24 protein-coding genes are annotated in these 21,613 nt (G+C 33.8%); 17 read left to right on the top strand and 7 right to left on the bottom strand.

Annotation, left to right across the window (positions count from 1 at the left end):
- Positions 1–67 precede the first annotated feature (67 nt).
- The 14 genes from gyrA to ACRD62_RS14565 all read left to right on the top strand — a co-directional run bounded on the left by gyrA (position 68) and on the right by ACRD62_RS14565 (position 10,300).
- Positions 68–2,605, top strand: a complete 2,538-nt coding sequence (gyrA, locus tag ACRD62_RS14630; protein ID WP_430820852.1) for a DNA gyrase subunit A — start codon at positions 68–70, stop codon at positions 2,603–2,605.
- Between the two features lie 50 nt (positions 2,606–2,655).
- Positions 2,656–3,810, top strand: coding sequence for a tetratricopeptide repeat protein (locus ACRD62_RS14625; RefSeq protein ID WP_430820851.1), 1,155 nt, complete (start codon positions 2,656–2,658; stop codon positions 3,808–3,810).
- Between the two features lie 170 nt (positions 3,811–3,980).
- Positions 3,981–4,559, top strand: a complete 579-nt coding sequence (locus ACRD62_RS14620; RefSeq protein WP_430820850.1) for a hypothetical protein — start codon at positions 3,981–3,983, stop codon at positions 4,557–4,559.
- A 111-nt stretch (positions 4,560–4,670) separates the two neighbouring features.
- Positions 4,671–4,880, top strand: coding sequence for a hypothetical protein (locus ACRD62_RS14615; protein WP_430820849.1), 210 nt, complete (start codon positions 4,671–4,673; stop codon positions 4,878–4,880).
- Between the two features lie 66 nt (positions 4,881–4,946).
- Positions 4,947–6,080, top strand: coding sequence for a rolling circle replication-associated protein (locus ACRD62_RS14610; RefSeq protein ID WP_430820848.1), 1,134 nt, complete (start codon positions 4,947–4,949; stop codon positions 6,078–6,080).
- A gap of 2 nt (positions 6,081–6,082) precedes the next feature.
- A complete protein-coding gene (locus ACRD62_RS14605) occupies positions 6,083–6,316 on the top strand; it encodes a hypothetical protein (protein WP_430820847.1) in 234 nt (77 codons plus the stop codon).
- A gap of 67 nt (positions 6,317–6,383) precedes the next feature.
- Positions 6,384–6,587 (top strand): hypothetical protein, encoded by a 204-nt coding sequence (locus ACRD62_RS14600; RefSeq protein ID WP_430820846.1) that lies wholly within the window; start codon positions 6,384–6,386, stop codon positions 6,585–6,587.
- A gap of 115 nt (positions 6,588–6,702) precedes the next feature.
- Complete coding sequence (locus ACRD62_RS14595) at positions 6,703–7,410, top strand: hypothetical protein (protein ID WP_430820845.1); 708 nt, start codon at positions 6,703–6,705, stop codon at positions 7,408–7,410.
- A 36-nt stretch (positions 7,411–7,446) separates the two neighbouring features.
- Complete coding sequence (locus ACRD62_RS14590) at positions 7,447–8,052, top strand: hypothetical protein (protein WP_430820844.1); 606 nt, start codon at positions 7,447–7,449, stop codon at positions 8,050–8,052.
- 2 nt (positions 8,053–8,054) lie between these two features.
- Positions 8,055–8,477, top strand: coding sequence for a hypothetical protein (locus ACRD62_RS14585; protein WP_430820843.1), 423 nt, complete (start codon positions 8,055–8,057; stop codon positions 8,475–8,477).
- Between the two features lies 1 nt (position 8,478).
- Positions 8,479–8,616 (top strand): hypothetical protein, encoded by a 138-nt coding sequence (locus ACRD62_RS14580; RefSeq protein ID WP_430820842.1) that lies wholly within the window; start codon positions 8,479–8,481, stop codon positions 8,614–8,616.
- Positions 8,585–9,121: a hypothetical protein gene (locus ACRD62_RS14575; RefSeq protein ID WP_430820841.1), complete on the top strand. Its 537-nt coding sequence runs from the start codon at positions 8,585–8,587 to the stop codon at positions 9,119–9,121. Before ACRD62_RS14580 ends, ACRD62_RS14575 begins: the two co-directional genes overlap by 32 nt.
- Entirely contained in the window at positions 9,102–9,497 is a 396-nt protein-coding gene (locus ACRD62_RS14570) for a hypothetical protein (RefSeq protein WP_430820840.1), read from the top strand. The genes ACRD62_RS14575 and ACRD62_RS14570 overlap by 20 nt, the downstream gene beginning before the upstream one ends.
- A gap of 215 nt (positions 9,498–9,712) precedes the next feature.
- Complete coding sequence (locus tag ACRD62_RS14565; RefSeq protein ID WP_430820839.1) at positions 9,713–10,300, top strand: hypothetical protein; 588 nt, start codon at positions 9,713–9,715, stop codon at positions 10,298–10,300.
- Positions 10,301–10,881: 581 nt separating this feature from the next.
- Here ACRD62_RS14565 and ACRD62_RS14560 read toward each other — a convergent pair.
- From ACRD62_RS14560 to ACRD62_RS14545, 4 genes are all read right to left on the bottom strand, one after another.
- On the bottom strand, positions 10,882–12,210 hold the full coding sequence (locus ACRD62_RS14560) for a serine hydrolase domain-containing protein (protein ID WP_430820838.1): 1,329 nt from the start codon (positions 12,208–12,210) through the stop codon (positions 10,882–10,884).
- Between the two features lie 84 nt (positions 12,211–12,294).
- On the bottom strand, positions 12,295–12,876 hold the full coding sequence (locus ACRD62_RS14555) for a thioredoxin family protein (RefSeq protein WP_430820837.1): 582 nt from the start codon (positions 12,874–12,876) through the stop codon (positions 12,295–12,297).
- A gap of 7 nt (positions 12,877–12,883) precedes the next feature.
- Positions 12,884–13,363 carry a TlpA family protein disulfide reductase gene (locus ACRD62_RS14550; protein WP_430820836.1) on the bottom strand — a complete coding sequence of 160 codons (480 nt, stop codon included), beginning with the start codon at positions 13,361–13,363 and terminating at the stop codon, positions 12,884–12,886.
- A gap of 48 nt (positions 13,364–13,411) precedes the next feature.
- Positions 13,412–14,584 (bottom strand): Lnb N-terminal periplasmic domain-containing protein, encoded by a 1,173-nt coding sequence (locus tag ACRD62_RS14545; protein WP_430820835.1) that lies wholly within the window; start codon positions 14,582–14,584, stop codon positions 13,412–13,414.
- Positions 14,585–14,714: 130 nt separating this feature from the next.
- On the opposite strand from ACRD62_RS14545, the gene ACRD62_RS14540 reads away from it, so the two are divergent.
- Both ACRD62_RS14540 and ACRD62_RS14535 read left to right on the top strand, forming a co-directional pair.
- Positions 14,715–15,245 carry a hypothetical protein gene (locus tag ACRD62_RS14540; protein ID WP_430820834.1) on the top strand — a complete coding sequence of 177 codons (531 nt, stop codon included), beginning with the start codon at positions 14,715–14,717 and terminating at the stop codon, positions 15,243–15,245.
- Positions 15,246–15,327: 82 nt separating this feature from the next.
- Entirely contained in the window at positions 15,328–16,161 is an 834-nt protein-coding gene (locus ACRD62_RS14535) for an aminotransferase class IV (protein WP_430820833.1), read from the top strand.
- Here the strand turns inward: ACRD62_RS14535 and pgeF are convergent.
- The 3 genes from pgeF to ACRD62_RS14520 all read right to left on the bottom strand — a co-directional run bounded on the left by pgeF (position 16,158) and on the right by ACRD62_RS14520 (position 19,648).
- A complete protein-coding gene (pgeF, locus tag ACRD62_RS14530) occupies positions 16,158–16,952 on the bottom strand; it encodes a peptidoglycan editing factor PgeF (protein WP_430820832.1) in 795 nt (264 codons plus the stop codon). The two genes, ACRD62_RS14535 and pgeF, sit on opposite strands and share 4 nt — an antisense overlap.
- An 89-nt stretch (positions 16,953–17,041) precedes the next feature.
- The gene (locus ACRD62_RS14525; RefSeq protein ID WP_430820831.1) at positions 17,042–18,415 is read right to left on the bottom strand and encodes an SGNH/GDSL hydrolase family protein; all 1,374 of its coding nucleotides are present in this window, start codon (positions 18,413–18,415) and stop codon (positions 17,042–17,044) included.
- A 12-nt stretch (positions 18,416–18,427) separates the two neighbouring features.
- Positions 18,428–19,648, bottom strand: a complete 1,221-nt coding sequence (locus tag ACRD62_RS14520) for an OmpP1/FadL family transporter (RefSeq protein ID WP_430820830.1) — start codon at positions 19,646–19,648, stop codon at positions 18,428–18,430.
- A 238-nt stretch (positions 19,649–19,886) separates the two neighbouring features.
- Here ACRD62_RS14520 and ACRD62_RS14515 point away from each other — a divergent pair, with 238 nt between their 5' ends.
- Positions 19,887–21,407 (top strand): DUF4301 family protein, encoded by a 1,521-nt coding sequence (locus ACRD62_RS14515; RefSeq protein ID WP_430820829.1) that lies wholly within the window; start codon positions 19,887–19,889, stop codon positions 21,405–21,407.
- The last annotated feature ends 206 nt before the right edge of the window (positions 21,408–21,613 follow it).

Here is a 21,613-nt window from a genome sequence, read left to right as displayed (position 1 = left end):
CCGTTCAAAAAATGGCCCGTAAAAGCCATTTTTTATTATTCAAGCATATTTAAAAAGTTTATTATAAATGGCTGAAGGAGAGAAAATAATTAAAATAAACATTGAGGAGGAAATGAAATCGGCCTACATCGATTATTCGATGTCGGTAATTGTTTCCAGAGCCTTACCTGATGTTCGGGACGGTATGAAACCTGTTCATCGACGTGTTTTATTTGGTATGAGCGAACTCGGTGTAGCATCAAACAAACCTTATAAAAAGTCCGCCAGAATCGTAGGAGAGGTATTAGGTAAGTTTCACCCTCATGGCGATTCATCAGTTTATTATGCGATGGTTCGTATGGCTCAGGATTGGTCATTACGCTATCCCTTAGTTGATGGACAAGGTAACTTTGGTTCAGTTGATGGTGATAGTCCTGCTGCAATGCGTTACACTGAGGCACGATTAAACCGGCTGGCTGAAGAAATGTTGGTTGATATTGAAAAAAATACAGTTGATTTTCAATTAAACTTTGATGATACCATTAAAGAACCAACTGTTTTGCCTACCCGTATACCTAATCTTTTAGTAAACGGAGCTTCGGGTATTGCTGTAGGTATGGCAACCAATATGCCTCCTCATAATTTGAGAGACACAATTAATGCAACAATCGCATACATTGATAATAATGAAATTGAGCAGGATGATTTAATTGAAATCATTAAAGCACCTGATTTCCCAACTGGTGGTACCATTTATGGTTATCAGGGTGTTAAAGATGCTTATAATACCGGTAAAGGGCGTATTGTAATACGTGCCAAGTCTGATATAGAGACAGAAAGCAACGGTCGTGAAAAAATTATTATCAGCGAAATACCATATATGGTCAACAAGGCAGAGTTAATCATGAAGATTGCCGAACTTGTTAACGATAAAAAGATTGAAGGTATTTCAAATGTTAATGATGAGTCAGACCGTCAGGGAATGCGTATCGTTATTGACTTGAAAAAAGATGCCATTGCCAATGTAGTGCTTAATCATTTGTATAAGTATACTGCATTACAGTCATCTTTTGGTGTTAATAATATTGCACTGGTTAACGGTCGTCCTCAGCTTTTGAATCTGAAAGGTTTGATCCAGGCATTTGTTGAGCATCGCCATGATGTGGTAACTCGTCGTACCCAATATGAATTGGAACAGGCTGAGAAACGTGCACATATCCTGGAAGGTTTGATTATTGCCAGCGATAATATCGATGAAGTAATCAAGATTATTCGTGCTGCACAAACTCCAGACGAAGCTCGTGAAACATTAATGGAACGATTTGAATTAACTGATATTCAGGCTCGTGCCATTGTGGATATGCGTTTGCGTCAGCTAACCGGACTGGAACAGGATAAGTTACGTGCTGAGTATGAAGAATTGATGAAGGAAATTGCTCATTTGAAAGAAATACTTGAAAACTTCCAAATGAGAATGGATATCATTAAAGAAGAATTAGAAGAAGTTAACAATAAATATGGTGACGATCGCAGAACTGATATCGTTTACAGTTCAGAAGAATTTAATCCTGAAGACTTCTATGCAGATGATGAGATGATTATTACTATTTCTCATCTTGGATACATTAAACGTACTCCATTAGCTGAATTTAAAACTCAGAATAGAGGAGGAGTAGGTTCTAAAGGATCTACAACACGTGATGAAGACTTTATTGAGCATATGTATCCTGCTTCGATGCATAATACCATGATGTTCTTCACTAAAAAAGGAAGATGTTTCTGGTTAAAAGTTTACGAAATTCCTGAAGGTACTAAAACTTCCAAAGGAAGAGCGATTCAAAACTTATTGAATATCGATCCGGATGATAAAGTTAAAGCATTCATTAAAGTTAAGAAACTGAATGAGGAAGAGTATGTAAACTCTCACTATATCATCATGGGTACCAAAAAAGGTATCGTAAAAAAATCGTTGCTTAAAGATTATTCTCGTCCACGTGTTAATGGGGTTAATGCAATTACCATTAAAGATAATGATGAATTATTGCAAGCTCGTTTAACATCAGGAACCACTGAAATTTTAATGGCAACTCGTTCGGGTAGAGCTATCCGATTTAACGAAACACAGGTAAGATGTATCGGTCGAACAGGAGCCGGAGTGCGAGGAATCACGCTGGGTTCAGAGCATGACGAAGTGGTTGGCATGATATGTGTAGCTGATATGGAAGCAGAGGATATCCTTGTCGTTTCTGAAAAAGGCTTTGGAAAACGTTCCAAAACTGAAGAATACCGAGTGACAAACCGTGGTGGAAAAGGTGTAAAAGCCATGAAAATTACGGATAAAACAGGTGAACTTATTACTATTAAAAACGTAACAGACGAGAATGATTTGATGATTATTAATCGTTCAGGTATTGCTATTCGTCTGTCGGTAAAAGATATGAGGGTAACCGGTAGGGCAACACAAGGTGTTAGATTAATCAATCTGTCGAAAAAGCAAGACGAAATAGCATCGGTTGCTAAAGTAAATGCTGAGGAGATGGAAGATGCCAAATTAGAGGAAGATGAAATGTTGGAAGGAGAAACTCCTGATGTGGAAACTTCTGAAAATGAAGAAACAAACGAATAAATTAGTACTTTACAATTACTATTATAGACAATAAACTAAAACTTTTTGAAATGAAAAGAGTCGCGCTATTGACATTGTTAGTATTAGGTATTACAACGGCATTTGCCCAAAAGGGTAAAGTTGCTGCCGCTTCACAATTCCTGACTACAAACGATTTAGACAAGGCTAAAGAAGCTATAGATGCTGCCTTAGAGAATGAAAAATCAATAAGCTGGCCTAAAACTTATATTGTAGCTGCAAAAGTATATACTGAGCAATACAAGAAAAGTAAGGATATCGAGGATATGAAAAAGGCTGTTGGTTTTTACGAAAAAGCAATTGAATTGGATCAGAAAGGTGATGCAAAAGGTAAAGGTATTGGCAAATTTGAAAAAGAAATTAAGCTTGCCTTAACTATGTTCAAACCTGATTTAACCAATGCTGGTATTGATGGATTTAATTCCAATAATTTTGATGCAGCTTTATTTGCATTCGAAAGTGTATTAAATGTTAATGCATTTCCAATGATGGAAGAAGGTATTGATACAGCTATTGTATATAACTGTGCTTTAGCTGCTTATAATGCTGAAAACTGGGAGAAATCAGAGGAATATTTCAATAAATCAATTGACCTTAAATACGGGGGTGGTGATGCTGTATTGTTACTGAACCAGGTTTATCAAACAACTGGAGATTCTCTAAAAATGGGTGCTAACCTTAAAAAAGGTTTTGAATCTTATCCTGAGGATAACAGAATTTTAACTACTCTTATTCAGTATTATCTTGACAGCAAGCAAAATGTTGAGGCTTTAGAATATCTGAATAAAGCTATTGAAGGCGATCAAAACAATGCGACATTCTATTATGCTCGAGGTGTTTTATACGAAAAATCTGATACAGAAAAAGCAATCGCTGATTATAGTAAGAGTTTGGAAATTGATCCAAATTATTTTAATGCATTGTATAATATTGGAGTAATTTATTACAACAAAGGTGTTGAACAGCAAAATGTTGCTAATGATAAAACTACTACAAAAGAATACGAAGCTGCATTAAAAGTTGCTAATGATTACTGGAAAGAAGCTTTACCTTATATGGAAAAAGCAATGGAAGTTAATCCTAATGAAGCTGCTGTTTTAGAAACTTTAAAAGGATTATACTATCGTTTTGAAATGATGGATAAGTATAATGAAGTCAAAGATAAATTAGAATCTTTAGGACAATAACTTATTCTTATGATATTGTTAAAAGCCAGGTTAGTAGCCTGGCTTTTTTTATTTACTAAAACAAGTTAGGTTTATTTTGATATAAAAATAACATAATATCAAATATAGGACAAGGATATAAGAATTAAAAAGAGGTGTTACGTTGAACTTTAAGTGCAATTAACGCCAGTATGAAAAAAATAGTTATCAAAAATTATGAAAAAGCTTTGGACGGCTATTTGGTTAAACTTGGTAACGGCTATGAATACCTTTTTAATTCTGAAAAAAATGCACAATCATTTCTTAGAAAAACATCTCAATTCCTTACGGAACAACTTTCTTTTATTAATCACATTTATACAAATGTGTTTGTATGCTACCGTAATAACTTTCTTTTATTTGTTCCTAATTCTGGCAAACGCTCTGCGGATATCTACCAAGCAGAACGAAACTTAATCGAATTTCTTCAACGTATTCCAGAGTCATTGAATAAATCCTTTTGGATGGCTCAATCTGAGAACGGTAATTTTATCGTTTTCGCAGCTTTTTACTACTGTGTTACTGCTCTTAGAAATTCATGTTTTGAATTGAACAGATTAGCAGATCGACAAAAGCTTACCACACTTAAATATGAGTTGATTAATCTTCAATCAGAAATTAATCTCATAGAACGTAATCTTAATGAATATGAACTAAATAAAGCTGCTCGTACTGGGCAGCATTCTAGGTTTATGGATATAGTTAATATATCAATGTCTAAAGTAGTGTGAAAAAAAAAGCCGTATATCATGGATATACGACTTACCATTTTTGGGAGACTGTTAATTAAATATCATTCAAATATAGAAATAATTTTGATAAGTAATAAAAGACTAAAAAGTATGAGATACAAAGCATTATTAATAATACTTCAGAAATTATTAAAAGTTGTTGAAAAACAGGAATTTGAGGTTAAAATTGATGATAATAAACAGTTTTATTCTATTGATAAGAATAATGTAGAATCAGTTTTGAAAGAATTGTATACACGTGATAGAAGTAATTTGTATTTAACTCTTACAAAACGTTTTTCTATACGTGAATTGAATTAAAAAGGGGTTTCACACCCCTTTTTGGTTGGCTTGTCAATACGCCCACAACTCAAAAAAACGTATATAATGAACTTAGAACCAACGATATTAGAAAACGGACTTATAAAGATGCCTTGTTTATCGGTTTCTCCTACTTCTGTTACTGCGTATACTCGAATAATGGATTTAAACGGAAATTTTAAAACGTGGAATAAAGGAGTAAAACCAGAATGTGAGAATAAAGAAAAAGGATTCATTTCTAAAAAAGGTCAAAAGGCTATAACTCGGGCGGTATATTGGTTTTTGTATTCAGTTGATAAAAGGATAGTGAATACTGGAAAAGGTAAGGAAAAGATAACTTTTTTGACTCTTACTCTCCCATCAGAACAAAAGCACGATGACAAGGAAATTAAAGAAAAACTACTAAATCATTTTTTGACTAAGATCAGACAAGATTACGGAGTTACAAAATATATCTGGAAGGCAGAAAAGCAACAAAAAGGTGATTTTCATATTCATTTATTAACAGATAAGTTTCTACCCTATTATGAAATATTGGAGATCTGGAATAATGTTACTAATAAACTTGGCTATGTCTATGAATATCATAAGCGTTTTAAGGATTTGACATTTACCGAGTATAAAAAGATCAGACAACAAGAGAAAAGATATAAAGGTAAACTATCCGATTCATTGGAAAAGGAAATAAAAAGGGCTTACAAAAAAGGTGTCGAAACTAATTGGATGCAACCGAATTCAGTTGATATTGAATCCTTAAAAAAGGTTGGTAATGTTGCTGCATATATCAGTAAATATATGTCTAAAGGTCATAAAATGTCTGATAAAGATAAATTAAGTGTCGATGGCCGTATCTGGTTTTCTTCTCAGGCTGTGTCTAAAATGAAAAATTTGCTTTTGGTTTCTGCTGACGATACAACCTACATAGATGAATTTTCTCAAATGCTATCCATGTATCAACAAACAAAAAAGATATATGAGGGTGATCATGCTATCATGTTGGGTGTGCCTATAGATCAATTGAAGTACAAAGGATTTAAAACGATTCCTAATGAATTTGATCAGCATTGTGATGAAATATTCAACCATAATAAACAACAAAAACTATTTGAAAATGTACGTATTGATATTGATAATCATTCTAATACTAATGATTCTGGAAAAGAAATACAAACTATAAACGAACAATTAAAACTATTCTAACTATGTATGAAGCTACTAAGATTCAATTCTATGCTAGTTTACAGGGTTTCTATGTAAATAAGCTATTCACCTTTAAAATAAAAGGTATGCAACAAGCTTTAAGAATAATAAGGCAATTTGTTGATAAGGATAATAATATTCATAGTGTTTTTATAACAGCTTTGAACTATGATACTGGCGAAGTGATCAACGAAAAGCAGGATTTAGAAATGTTATTGTATCGTGCTTTATATTAAATCCTTTTCCCCTTATAAATCTAAAAAGTTCAATTTAATAAGTTCACTTTAAAAGTTCATTTTAAAAATGGAATTAACTCGAAAAGATATACAGGTTTTCTATGGATGCTCCTATGTTACGGCTGGTTGTCGTATAAATGAAATTAAAAGAGGTTTAAATCTACATTCAAAAGGACGTGTTTTGTTAGCTCATTTGGCAAAATATGAAGGTTTAACACTAGATGAGTGTAAGCAAGCCATTAATTTAATGCGGATGAATAATACAGGCTAAAAAATAGTAAAAAATAGATATTTATAAATAGATGTAAAAAGTAATAGATAAGCGCCCTTTCTGGGTGCTTTTTTTTTGAAGTCGATTTAAACAAAACATTTTAAATAATCGACTAATGAAAATTGAAACTATTAGCGGTAAAACAGACCGCAAAGTCAGAATTTACAAACCTGTTTCCGAGGTTGTAATCACTAAAAATGGCAACTGGAACGGTGAAAAGGTGGAAATTTCTCGCGTTTCTGGTGCAAAAGGTACACATGAGCAAGTATCTCCGCGTATGTTGTGTGAAAAGCTTTTCGAAGTTGCTTCGCAAGGTGAAGGATTGTTCATAGATAAAAACACTGGAAGCCGTGGAATTATTGCCGTGGGTATGGATGGGGCTGCTGCTTTATCTGATCAGCGTTATTTGGAAGTGGATTTATCTTCTTTGGATGCTGCTAAAAGTTACGAGGTTTACGGAATGGAAGACGGTGAGATTGTTGAACGTGTTATCGTTTACCATCCAATCACTATTAACAGTGATGAAACTTTAAAGGAATATGGAGTTGCTGACAAAGAATTGGGGGCTTTTCCTCTTACAGACTTGGTGAAAATCGAACTGATTAAAACTAACGGTCAATCAGTAACCTATACCCCTACTGAATTAATGGCCAAAATGGAAAAAGAAAACGACTTATGCGCTGTACAGGATACTGGTGCTGGTGAAGTTGCTTTCTATGGTTTTAAAACTATGGCTTTGGTTGCTATTGCAGACGTTGAAACCGTGAAAATTGAAAAGAGTGCTGGAAACTCTTATGAATTAATCTTCATTGATCAGGCTTAAGAGTCTGGTCAATACTAAAAAAGAAAGGAGTTATTTATGTCATTCTTTAAGAAAATAGGAAAAGCCATTGGCGGTGCTGTTAAAGGTGTGGGGCGTTTTGCAAAGAAAATCGCCACATCTGGTATTGGTAAAACCATTCTGGGTGTCGCTGCTACTGCTGTTGGTGGTCCACTTGCTGGTGCTGGTATTACAGCTTTAACTAAGTCAATTGGTAAAACCAAAGCGGGTGCAATGGTTTCAAAAGTTGTGAGTGAGGGCGTTGTCAAAGTTGATAAGGTTGTAACAACATTACAAAAAGCAGGAATAGAGCCAAAAACAGAGTTGGTAAACTCAATTGTTACAGGTGTCAAAGCTGCTGCCGAGGGAATTGCTGAAAAACCAATCAATACTAATCAAACAACAAAGCAAGCACTTTCAAGTGCTGCAACTATGAATATTTCAGAGCCTTACACTACTGCAAATGCTTCTACTTCTACAGGTAGTTTAATGGATAAAGTGAAAGTTTATTGGCAAAAGCTTGTTAACTGGGTAAAAATGAATTGGAAAAAGTTGCTTTTGTTTGCTGTTCTTCCTCTGGGTGTTGTTGTTGCACTTGTGTATTTTTTGAAACCTAAGTCAAACCGTAGAAAAAGGAGACGTTAATCATGCCAAATTATTATCAAATGCCTAATGGTTATTTACCGCAAGGATTTAATCAAGGCTATAACGGTCAATCATATGTTGCTAGAGGTTTTCGACCTCAATATCATTCGAGACCTCGCAAAAAGTCTGGGTGTAAGTACAATCCAAATGCTAAAAACGGTGCGCCTGTAATTACTGGCTGGAATAAGAGCCGTTCTCGTGGTTTCATCTCTTTTATTGCTTCACCACATAAGAAGAAGTCGAAAGGTAAAAATCCAAATTATGAAACTTGGATGGTGAAAGTCACTTCAGGTATTCAAACCGTTTGGCATGTAGGACAATACAACCTAACAAAAGGAATTCTAACGATTCCAGATTTAAATATGGTTGCGAATCCTAAAGCACCTAACGGTGGGTTTTTCGGGTCATTCTTAAAGCGTAGATAGTATGAATTGGCTAAAGAAACTTAGTAATGTACTTGATAAGATCAAGCTTATTACAAAAGTAGTCCGAGCCATTGACGCTGCTATTGATGCCGCAAAGTTAATTCTCGATGAAAAGGAGAAAAACAATGAAAAAGAGTAATAAAATCTTGCTTTGGGTGATTGCAATAATCACCCTTTGCACAATACCTTTTATTTATATGGCTATTGTCAAAAGAAAAAAAGTTGCGGTGCAAACACCAAACTTTGGAAGTGATCAAACAAGAGGAATAAAGAACAATAACCCTCTGAATTTGCGACAAACAAACATTGATTGGAAGCATGAAAGCGGAAAGGATTTTGATTCAGCTTTTGAGGAATTTGATTCAATGGTTTGGGGGCTTCGTGCTGGTTTGAGAAATATGCGTACTTGGTTTGAGAGAGGTAATCAGACAATTGAGAAAATTATTAGTGTATGGGCTCCTGAATCGGAGAATGATACGGAAAGCTACATTCAATATGTTTCTGAAAAGTCAGGCATTCCTCGTGATGCTGTTATTGAATGGGAAAAAGATACATTCTACCCTATTGTAGCTGCTATGTGTAAAATAGAATCTCAATTTGATTGTGATTATGAACTATACAAGGATGCGTGGAATAAGATTTAAAGAGGTGCTTAAAAAGTGGTGGTGGCTTCTATTGCTGCCATTGCTTTTTTTTATTCCATTTAAGAAATGGATGACTAAAATAAGCGGTTTCGGTAATGTGGACGTGTATAAATCTATCAGTGATATTTTGTATTCATCAATGCAAAATTGGGGTACAGATGAAAAAGCGATGTTTAACGCTTTGGGAAATTTAGACGGATTTGAACTGGTCAAAGTTTATGAAGCTTTTGGAAATAAATCCTATGCCTTTGGGGGTGCTTCATTTGCAATGAATTCATTGGATTTATTCGGTTGGTTTGCTAAAGAATTAAGCGGTAAAGATTTGATAAAAATGAGAAATATTTGGAATAAATCAGGACTCAATATCACGTTTTGATTTCCATTTAATGTAACGAACTCCTAACCTAAAACCAATAAATAAAGGAATTAAACTAAGAATTAAGAATGTTCTTATTAATCCAATTTCAGTTCCTTCTATGGTTTGGGTTTGTAATAAAATTGATAGTAACATGTTAAAACCTTTAATAATTAAACTATTTGCATTCATGTCCGAGTATTTCGGATATGTTGCAATAATAACAAAAATAAGTGATGAAACAATTATTCAAGCGATTGCCGAATTTAAGAATCTGGTTATTGTTGTTCTTGTTCGGGTTGTCTGGTTCGGTCTTGAATGGCTGTACAAAAGAATGTTTAACTCCAAAAAATGAAGAAATGGAAATGATTAATAATTTGGACTTTGACATTACTATAATGTCAAAAGGTCAGTTTGAGAGTATGGCAAAAAAGATACTTAATACTGATAGAGTACTAATTGAACCTTATTACTATAAAGCGGAGTTTATTGCTGATGGTGGTAATAGTTATATTGATATTGGTGATAGGTTGGATTATTCAGAAATAATCTTCGCACAATCAATTAAGGTCAATGGCGGTTTCTGGTTTGATAGTGATGAAGAAGAAATACCGTATTATCCTTATTTTACTGCTGAATTGGATGGTGTACGGCAATTAGATCAACCTTCCCAAAATGCAAGTACTGTTGCTGAAATAAAAGGGTACGTCGGTAACTGGTTTAGGGCTACCATGTCATTGGGTGCTGGTGCTGTGATGCCTCTCGTAAATAATAGTATTCCGCAGTCGATTCAGATAATAGGCTGGAAAGCTTACAGATATTAAAAAGTCTCTTTTTTATTACTATTCAATATTTAAAAGCTGCCTGTTCTGGGTAGCTTTTTTTTGTGGATTAAATATTTTTATTAAGTTTGAACCATTCCAAACCGTGTACGACTTGGAATGAAAGCACCTCTTAAAATTGATATCATCCTGAAAAATTGATAGTTAACGTTTTTCAATTTAACATATACTATCAAATATAAGACAAGGATATTATTCTTATATAAGCATAAAACCATTGATATGATATAACATTTCAATGGTTTTAATTTCTATTGCATTAGAATGATCTGTGTGAAGATCCGTAATAAGATTGTGGACATTGATATGCCTGTGAAGATTTACAAGATGAAAATAATCCTGATATAAATAAAACCAGTAAAAATAACATTACTATTTTTTTAGAAATCATTGAAACAGTTCTTTTAAAATTAATAATTGATTTTTAAGGCTGATTTGATTCAAAGGTTCTAAAATAATTCAAACAAAATTTCAATCTAATTTATTTAACAATAATTAAAGCCAAATAAACAGACTAAAAAAATTAGATACTTAGGATGGTTAAAAGAATGCAGTTATAAGAATTAATAAATTACTTGTGGACGTTTTCGATTTGATGCCCAGGTATGATCCATTTCAAATAAATTGTATTCAGGCCAGTCTTTAATCTTTTTAATTCCGTTCTCCATAACACGTGTTATATCAGATGCCAATGCCGGACCTTTCCAGTTACCGGTATTTGTTAAAAACACATATGATATACCATCATCACGACGAACCAATAATGCTGAAGTACCAGCCAATGTTCCGGTTCTGACCCAACTGTTAGATGTAATTCGTCTCCAGCCCAAAGGACTGTAACCAGGATTAGAAGGTGTTGTCATTATATGAATACTTTCCCTATTTAACATATTAGGAAATGTATTAAATCCATCTATCGAAAGCATTAATTTCATTAAGTCAGTTGTTGAAGCAATCCAACCGCCGGCTGCACCTAAAGTGTGCATGTCATTGCCACCGTATGTACGTAATACTTGTTCTCCTGTTCCTGTATAATCGTCAACAAAAAAGGTAAGATCAGGTTCGTAATAAATGACTTCTGATTCAGCTCTTTCATTTCTATGACTGCCACCAATCTGCATATCATAAATACCTAAAGGATACAACACATTGGTTTGTATATATTTCTCATAATCAAGACCAGAAACTTTTGCAATTACCTGACCTAAAATCATAAAACCAAGGTTGGAATAATAAGAAGACTGTCCAGGTGTGAAATGGAGTCTTTTATCTAAAACAAATTGGATAATATCAGATTCATTTATTGGTAAAGACTTATTCAACTTCTTGGCAATTGTTGTAGGCATAAACATCTGATCGCCCCAACGGGTTGTCCAACCGCCGCTATGCTCCAGAAGGTGTCGAACGGTGATATCTTCAACTCGTTTGTCTTTATAATTTAAATAAATGGTATCGTTTAAAATACCATTTAGCCCAAATACTTTATCATCAAGCGAAAGTTGACCGGCTTCATAAAGCTTCATTACACCAATAGCTGTAATCAGTTTGGAAACACTTGCAACTCGGAATAAATTGTAAGGTTGAACTAAATCATGTGACTCTTTATCGGCATAACCAAAACCTTTGGCATATAATAATTGGCCATCTTTTGCAATTGCTACAGATGCACCAACTATGTTTTCGCGATGGATAAATCTGTTGATTTGTTTTTCAAGATATTCAAACTCCTCACTGTCAGAGTAAAAATTACTTAAATGGAAGGAAGTAGGTTTATTTTTAGGGGGTGTAAAATCACTACCAAATGAATCAGACATTGGGTAAAACAAAGCAGTACTCCCCCATAAACTTGCGCCGACTACTACTGCTATGGTCGTTTTCAGTAATAATCTCATTAATTTTCAAATCTACACATTGCAACAAAAATAGTAGTTTCTTGTAATTCTGAAAAATAATGCAACAAATTTAACTTAATTATTTCATTTAAAGGGTTTAATACCACATCCAATTGCCTTAGTTGAAGCGTATTTAGGCTTTTCACCATTTTTAATAGCTTCAATGGCTAATTCAAGGTATTTCTCTTTAACTTCATTGGCATCTTGTGGACTGTCATCAATAGAACCAATGTAGGCTATTTCAAAATCTTTACCTGTTTTCTTTAGTAAAAATACGTGAGGAGTTTTTGTTGCTCCATATTTTGCGTATACACCTTTATTATCGAGCAGATAAGGAAACTTGTAATTTTTTTCAACCATAAATGAATAACCATCTGTTTTGTAGTTTGTTGAATCATTTGAGTTAATGGCAACAACAGGGTATTTTTGTGATTTATACTTTTTATCAAGATCAATTATTCGTTTTTCATAGAACTTAGCATATGGACAATGATTACAGGTAAAAATAACGATTACTCCATCCTGCTTTTTGAAATCACTCAATGATACAGTTTTACCATCTGTATTAAGAAGTTCAAAATCAGGTGCCTTATCTCCCACCTGAACTTGTGAGAAAGCATAAAAACTTGATGCAATAAATAGTAAAGTCAAATAAATTGTTTTCATAGATATATTATTTAATTATTGAATGAATCATATTTTCTAATTCTGAAGATGTCAATTCTCCTTCATGAAACAACTGTGAACCAGAATAATATACTTTTGTGGCTGGTATTGCTCCACTCCAGGTGGAATCAATTTTATCAATCCAGCTATTGGGATTTCTTTCGTCTAGCCAAACTACTTTTTCGTGAATGTCTCTATTTGAAAGGAAAGGCGTTAATTTACTGTCGATCTGCGTTTTAAAATCGAGACTTACTAAAATAACCTTTAATGGCTTATAAATCTCACCGAGTTTTTTTGAATTAAAAATGTGCAGTTCTTCTACACAAGGTGCACACCAGGTTGCCCAGAAATTAACAACATATAATGTGTCTGAAGACTGATTAATAGATTCTATTAATTGGTCGGATTTTAGTATGCTTATGGACTGAGCGCTTGAAGCTGATCCAACAGACAGGTAAAATATTACAATTAAAAAAGCTGCTTTCATCTATTAAATTTTAGAAGAAAACAGCTTGAGAAGAAAAAGGTTTGTTAACTACTTGTTAATGTAGCTATAAAAATATCCTGTACGTATGATTAAAAGTAATACTAAGGGAAACACCATTGAAGGTATGTGTTGAGGAATTATAAACCAGCCTAATAAAAGCAAAGTCATTGAAATCATTATCAGGTATAATACAATCTTCAAAGCATTTGATTTAAGTTGTTTAACAGGCAATAAAGCCAGTAAAAAGAATAATGGATTGGCCCACATGATGTTAAAATTACTTGCGGTAACTCCATGTCGGGTAAAAAACCATAGGAATACAATTAGCAGTCCAATCAAAGAAACCAATAAAAAAAGAATTCGATTCACAAAGATTAATGGCTTTTTGCGAATTTTAATTTCATAAAATGTTAATATAGATCCAATTAAGAGAATTATCCAAAACAATAATGTAGGGGTTAGAAAATTAGCATTCTCTTCTTCAACATCAAAACGTAGCAACGGTCTCATTTCCTTAACAAGATTTCTGGTCTCCTCTCCTTCTTTTGTTATTATTGCCTTACCAAAATAAAGCATCAAATAATCAGGTAGAAACATTTGATTATTTGCATCTGCTATGTCATCCGTACTCCATCCTAACAATAAATCGAGGCCGTCTTTAACCCATGGAGTATAATTTTCATATTCATGTATAAACTGCCTGAATGACTGGGTTTTTAGTGTGGTGTCAACATAGCTGATTTCTCCATTTATATTTCGGTAAACAATATCCCGAATTCGGGTAGCACAATTGTCAAAGAAAAAATCGTATCGATAAAATTTATTTTCAGGTAATGAATTTTCCACAATGGCATCAAAAAGTGCTTGTTTCTCAGTTTGATTCAGGTTTAATTCCTGTTCCCAAACACTCCGTTCATCGTTAAAATATTCATTTAAAAATCGATTGAAAGTGGTTGTTGAAAGCATATACTTCAAATTCCCGTTTGCAAATTTCAGGTAGAAATTTGGAGTGTTAAAATCAAAAGTGCCGTAATTGAATACATGATCAATTGCATTGCTATCATCTTTCACTCTGATTGCACTATGTCCATATAACGAATATAATTCTTGTCCGGAATCACATGTCAGCAATGAAATTTTTGCATCGTCTGAAAGTTGTCTGGCTCCGAAGGCTGGAATAAGTATAAGGAAAAAAGATATAAATGCAATTATTCGTAGCATAAGGTTTTTTTTTGTCGAATATACAAAACAGTAACGTTTTTCAAGCCACAATTGATTAAGATGATAATTAAATAATTACTATTCTTAATCCTTCTGCAGTTTGTTATCTTTGATTAAAATAGTTGAATTAATGATGATATCTCAAACTGAAATAGAAGAATCAATAATTGCACAATGGGAAACCTGTAAAATGAAACTACTTGCCCAGGATTGGTGTGAATCGGTTGAAATTGTTGATATTTTATGGCAAATGAATCGGTTAGATGATAAAAAAATAGCCTGGCGATCTGCATATTTGCTTGATCTAATTCATGATGTAAATCCTTCCATAATAAAACCATACCTAAAGGATATTTCAAGTTTAGTGATCACTGAAAAGAATCAAAGTATCAAAAGACATTATTTACGTATTTTATCCCAGTACGATTTAAGTAAAATAGCTGATGGTCATCTGGTGGATGTTTGTTTTAAGTGGTTAGCTATTGAAGATACACCCATTGCAGTTAAAGCCCATTGTATGACAATTCTTTATAATTTATGCGATACTTACCCTGATTTAATTCCAGAATTGAAATTGGCACTGGAGGGTATTCTACCTTACGGTAGTAAAGGAGAAATTAACCGTGCAAAAAATATACTGATGAAATTACAAAAAGAGTAACATTAAAATACATCAACTAAGGTGAAGTTAATATTGATTTTTTTCCTAACTTTTAGCTCCAATTTTTTTTGAGACCTTTATCATGCACACAGCCATTTCAGGGCAATATTTTTATAAAAACAGAACCTTAAAATCGGTGAACTTCTTTAATAGTGAAGCAAGTGACAGTTCTGTTTGTGTGTATGAAGTTTTTCGAGTCGAAGATTCTGTTCCTCTGTTTATTGAAGATCATCTAAAGCGATTAAAAAATAGTGCGAATATAGCTAACATTGAATTATGGAAGACTAGTTCGCAAATAAAACAAGTCATTAAAACCCTTATTGCTGCCAACAATTCTGATGATGGTAATATTAAGCTTGATTTTAAAATAAACTCAAATAGTGAGAGAGAGTTTCAAGCTTATTTTTTGCCCAGTCATTACCCCAGTGAGACGGAATATAAGAAAGGTGTAGTTGCTTGTTTCCAGCAGGCAGAACGACCGAATCCAACCGCCAAGATATTTAATTCTAAAGTCAGAGGTCAGGCAAATTCAATTATTGAAAAAGAACATGTTTATGAAACTATTTTAGTTGATCATCTTGATCATATTACAGAAGGAAGTAGAAGTAACCTGTTCTTTATTAAGGATGAACAGTTTTTTACAGCGCCTGATGAAGTTGTTTTACCAGGAGTAATACGAAAGAAGGTGCTTGAAATTATTGAAATGAAAGGCTGGAATATACAGTTTAAATCATTACATAAAGATGAATTATCCACAATGGATGCCGCGTTTCTTACCGGAACTTCACCCCGAGTATTGCCTCTCAATAACATTAATTCTATAAAGTTTAATGTTGAACATCCATTATTACAGGAACTAAAATCATCCTTAAATTTAATGATTAACGAATATAAGTCATCCAGGATAAATAGCTAACCCTTTAATGCAATTGATGCACAAAATCTGCCTGTCTCGGAATGAGCCCTATATGAATAAAAAGTATCAGAATAACATTGGGTACAATATTTCGATCTGATAATTTTCTGCCTTTCTACATTAGCATCTATTAATTGTAATTCAACCGCCTTTTTAAGATCCAAAAACACCTTATTATCTGTATTTTTTAATGCCTGTTCATAATGAGGTACAGATGTTTTTACAGCTTCAATTACTTTGTTTTTTATTTCGTAACAACACTGACCAATGGATGGACCAATAAAGGCTTTAATATTATTAGAGTTACAGTCAAAATGATCATTCATCATTTGAACACCCTTGGTTATAATATTTTGTGTTAATCCACGCCAACCTGCATGAAAAGCTCCAATAACTTCTTTTTCTTCATCATAAAGTAAAACCGGAACGCAATCAGCAGCCATTACAACAAGAGCTAATTCTTTCTGTGCTGTAATTAATCCATCGCTGGCTTTAATTACTGAATACGAATTTTTATTCAGTCTATCTTCATCTATTATCTCAATATGATCGCCATGCACCTGACTGGCAAATACAAAGCGGTTCATTGGAATACCTGAATGCCGGGCAACCAGTAACCGATTGTATAAAACATCATCAACACAATCGCCTACATTCATACTGATATTTAGTTCGCTATAGGGTGGCCGTGAGCTTCCATCCCACTTATCAGTTACGAAATAGGTTACTTTATCTTTATCTATTTTCCAGGGATTATGCGCTTTCTCGCAGAAATTACAATATGCAAACAAGTGATTGTTCTATTTAATATTTGACCATGTGTAAACACAAAAAAGGAGGGAAATGTTTTCCCTCCTTATATTTTGAGGTTGTCCGCTAATTACGGAAACTCTACTGTTTTATAATCATTGATGTTTACTTCAGGCACTTGCGCATCGAATTGTGCGTTGATTGCTTCAATGAAAGAATTTGCAATAATTGCAGATCCTCTACCCGTTGCATGAATACCATCTAATGAGAAAATACCACCGGTAACGAAAGTATTGGTGTATTTGTTGCCATCAATTACTAATCCATCTTTTAGGTCTTCCATTAAAGAGTTGACATCAACAAATGCAACATCATATTTACTTGCTAAGTCTTCAAGAATACTATTAAATGTATTGATTGCAAATTGTATATTTTGTACTGCCTGAAGAGTTAATCTATAATTAACAGGTATTGGGTTAGCACTACCCCACTTCTCTTCTCCTTGGATTCCAGATAAAGCTCCAAGCAAAATCTTTTCGCCTTCTTTGGCCTGACGTATTTGAGCAATTGGAAAATCTGGATCAGAAATTACAAAAGCATTATTACCAGCTTTAAAATTCATTTTTGGTAAACTATATGCTTCAGCTGCTGCATTATAATTGGCATAGGCAACGTTCATCTGTGTTGCTTGTTCTTCTGTCAAAACCAAGGCGTTATATTGAATATAACTTATATGGGGTATTGCTTCAATATCCGGAATATTTGCCATAACACCTTTAGCTCCACCAGATGTTAATGTAGCTAAAATTGAATTAATTGCATAAGTAAAAGTAGAAGCATCAGTAATATCATTGTTTTCAGTTCCTCCATTATTACCTTGGCCTCCGGAAAGCGCATATGTTAATACATCATTACCTGCTAACCATAAACAAAAAAATGTAGGATCATTTGCCATTGCATCAGTAAGCATAGTTGATGTTCCAGGATTTGATGCAAAACGTGCATAAAAAGGATTAAAATTTCCTTGCCCTAAGGTAGGATTTCCATATTCAGGCACTAGTAAATGAAATGATTTAGCTCCTGGTACACCAACATTTTGATAGTTTCCATTAATCCATGTACTAGGGTCAGTTAAAAGTTCTAAATTACCGGTATCTGTAGTAGGCATAACAGGTGAACTAGGGACTCCAGTTGGCACCAGATAATAACTTGAATTTCCTGCCGAACCGATGCTTTTACCATCAGGTAAAAAGGGTTGAGTAAAACCCATACTTCCTACTGTTGTAAGTTGATTAGCCAGAATAGCAGAATAACTATTCATTTGTCCATATTTACTTAAGGCTCCATCGGTATAACCTGCGGTATAAGAATCGCCAATAGCAATAAATTTACTAAAATCGGCCGATCCTGCACTAGGGGTAAAACTATCAACCTTTGGTTCACACTGCCATAATAAAAGTGTTGAAAATAGCAGTGATACTATTGATATATAATTTCTTTTCATTTCTGTTCTTTTTTAGAATGAGTAGGTTAAACCAATTCCAGGGATTACTGCATTAGTGTAATAGGTTCCATAGAAATCGGAAGGTGCGTATCCATCTTCACGGGTTTGTCCATGAATGTATAGTAACGATCCATCAACAGCCAGTTTTTCAGTAACATTCCATGTGAAACCAGCTGAAATACCAATTTTATTTGTTCCAGGTGTTTCAGGTGTCAATAAATCTTCAGGTATTGGAGTTGAATCATAATAAATACCGGCTCTTAACTGGAAGTTATCAACTAATGAATATTGAGCTCCTACACGATAAATTAAAGTATTTTCAAAATCTCGCTGGTTATGAGAATCAGGAACAGATTCAGCTTCAAAATCAAAATCCAATGATTGATAAGCAGACCATCCAACATGTTGTAAATCGAAAGCTAAAAGCAGTTTTTCAGATAATTGATAACCAATACCAAAAGTCAAGTTTGATGGCATAGGAAGTTCTGCATTAAATTTGGTATTTGGATATAATCCCGAAACTGCTGCAGGTACTGTAAAAGTTGCATCTCCCCCATCAACTTTCATTAAAATTTTGGAACGATAGTCAAGTCCTACAGTTAAAGCATCTGTTGCTTTAAACGAAATACCAGCATTGAATCCATATGCCCAGGTATTACCGGTTAAGTTTACACTACCTTCTACACCATTTTGATCATAAATTGGTAACGCCTTGTTCAAATCAACGTTTCCGTTGGCTGCAACAAAGCCCACTCCTATTCCTAACTTTTCAGTAAGCTGATAAGATACAGTTGGTTGAATAAAGATGGCTCTTAAAGAAATGTCCTGTATCAAAAGTCTACCATCCCAATCTTTTCCCCAGCTTAAAGAATTACCGTAAGGTGTTGTAACAGATAAACCAATCGCTAATTTATCAGATACTTTAGCGGCTCCATAAAAGTACAATGGTGTACCCATTGGATTATCAGAATAAGCTTCATAGACTGATGGAGCTTGTTTTTGAAAAGTGTTTTTAGAAAAAATAGCACTTCCTCCTAAAGAAAATTCATATTTATCATTTAAAAAGCTTAATGCTCCAGGATTAAAATGCATACTTGAAGCACCCATAAGAAGTCCGGTACCGGTATGTCCCATTCCTGTCTGACGATTACCTTGTAGATTAACCTGGTAACCTTCCGCATAGGTGTTTATGCCTATCATTGCACAGATGGCCCACATGAAGATTTTCTTCATAAAAAATGATTTAGTAAATACTCTATTATTATTGATGGCCGAATATAGATTTTTTTTTTACGTTAAACAATTTATAAATGATTGAAATACAGAATAATAGACCATTAGAATCTAAAAGACGAATATTCTAATAATGTGTTTTGAAGAACATATTTTATAAGAAGAAGAGAATGTGAAAACAAACCATTTTATTATATTTAGTGGTTGTATTATTATAAACAGCTAAAAAAATCTACACATGTTTACAGAAAGCGATTATAAACTTCTGGATATAAAAAATATAAGTACAGATTCTCTTCTTAAACAATTAGCCTATTTTGAAAAAGGATTTCCATTTGCCAAACTTTCAAAACCAGCAACGATTGGGGATGGTATTAATGCTTTAGACGAAGAAAATTGTCAAAAATATATTCGTCAATTTGAAAATGAAATAGCTGATGGCCTTGATGTTGCCAAGTTTGTACCAGCTTCGGGGGCAGCTACGCGTATGTTTAAGAGTTTATTTGAATTTCTACAGGCATCTGAAGAAGATCAGGCTTTTCTTGTTGATAAAGAGCCATATGCAACCTTTTTAAAAGAGAAGGATAAATTTGCATTTGCCGATGAATTGCCTGCAACTGAAAAAACCAGTAAGGCAGATATGGCTGTTGAGATAATTTTTCATCTGCTTCATGACGATGGTATGAGTTATGGTTCCTTACCCAAAGGCTTATTGAAATTTCATAAAGATAACGACTGGTCGGTAACACCATTTGAGGAACATTTAAGAGAAGCGGCTGGTTATGGTAAAAAGCATGATCAAACTGGTAAAGTACATTATACTGTAAGCCCTGAGCATCACGAAAAGTTTGTTCAATTATGGCAGGCTGTAAAAGATAAATACGAAAGTTTATACGGTATTACCTACGATATTGATTTTTCGTTTCAAAAACCTAGTACCGATACTGTTGCAGCCAATCCTGATAATACTCCTTTCAGAGATGAAGACGGGCAATTGGTTTTCAGACCAGGTGGTCATGGTGCTTTGATTGAGAATTTGAATGAAATGCCAAACACTGTTGTCTTCATTAAAAATATTGACAATGTTGTTCCTAAACAATTACAGGAAGATACCATTAAATACAAGAAGGTACTGGCAGGTCTATTAATTGAGAAGAAGAATTTAATATTTGAAATTCTAACAAAAATCGAAAATTCTGATAGTGCAGTTCAAAAAGAAGGTATCGAAATAGCTTTTGCCTTTTTGCAGGAAGAGCTGCAGATTGATGTACCTGTTGCAATTATTGGTAGTGAACAGGAATATCAGATTAAGTATATTAGAGAGAAATTAAACCGTCCTATAAGAGTTTGTGGTATGGTAAAAAATGAAGGTGAACCTGGAGGTGGTCCGTTTTGGGTGAAACAGGCTGATGGTACCCATAGTTTGCAAATTGTTGAAGGTGCTCAGATAGATCCTAATAATGAGCAACAACAGGAGATTCTTGGAAGCAGTACTCATTTTAATCCGGTTGATCTGGTTTGTTACATTAAAGATTTTAAAGGAAATAAATTTGATCTAAAGGATTATGTGGATCCTCAAACCGGTTTTATTTCAGAGAAGACCTTGAATGGTAAACCATTAAAAGCATTGGAATTGCCAGGATTATGGAATGGAGCGATGGCTAACTGGATTACCTTTTTTGTTGAAGTACCGGTTACAACTTTTAACCCTGTAAAAACAGTTATGGATCTTTTACGCCCACAACATCAACCCGAATAACTTAGACTTTAGAATACCAGACAAATAGATTGGTAGATTAATAGACGTTTAGTAATTAGATATTATAGAAAAAGCCCTTAATCAATTCGATTGAGGGCTTTAATATTATCAAGGGATATTCAGAAGTTGATTTATTTCTTTGATAATTAAGTAATTATCACTATCTTAAAAGTGTAACAAAACCCCGAAAACAGGCACTTTTGCCA

The organism is Carboxylicivirga caseinilyticus, assembly GCF_050589785.1.
Lineage (GTDB): Bacteria > Bacteroidota > Bacteroidia > Bacteroidales > Marinilabiliaceae > Carboxylicivirga > Carboxylicivirga caseinilyticus.
The sequence above is the reverse complement of the archived record's forward strand: the minus strand, read 5'-3'. Positions and strand labels throughout refer to the sequence as shown.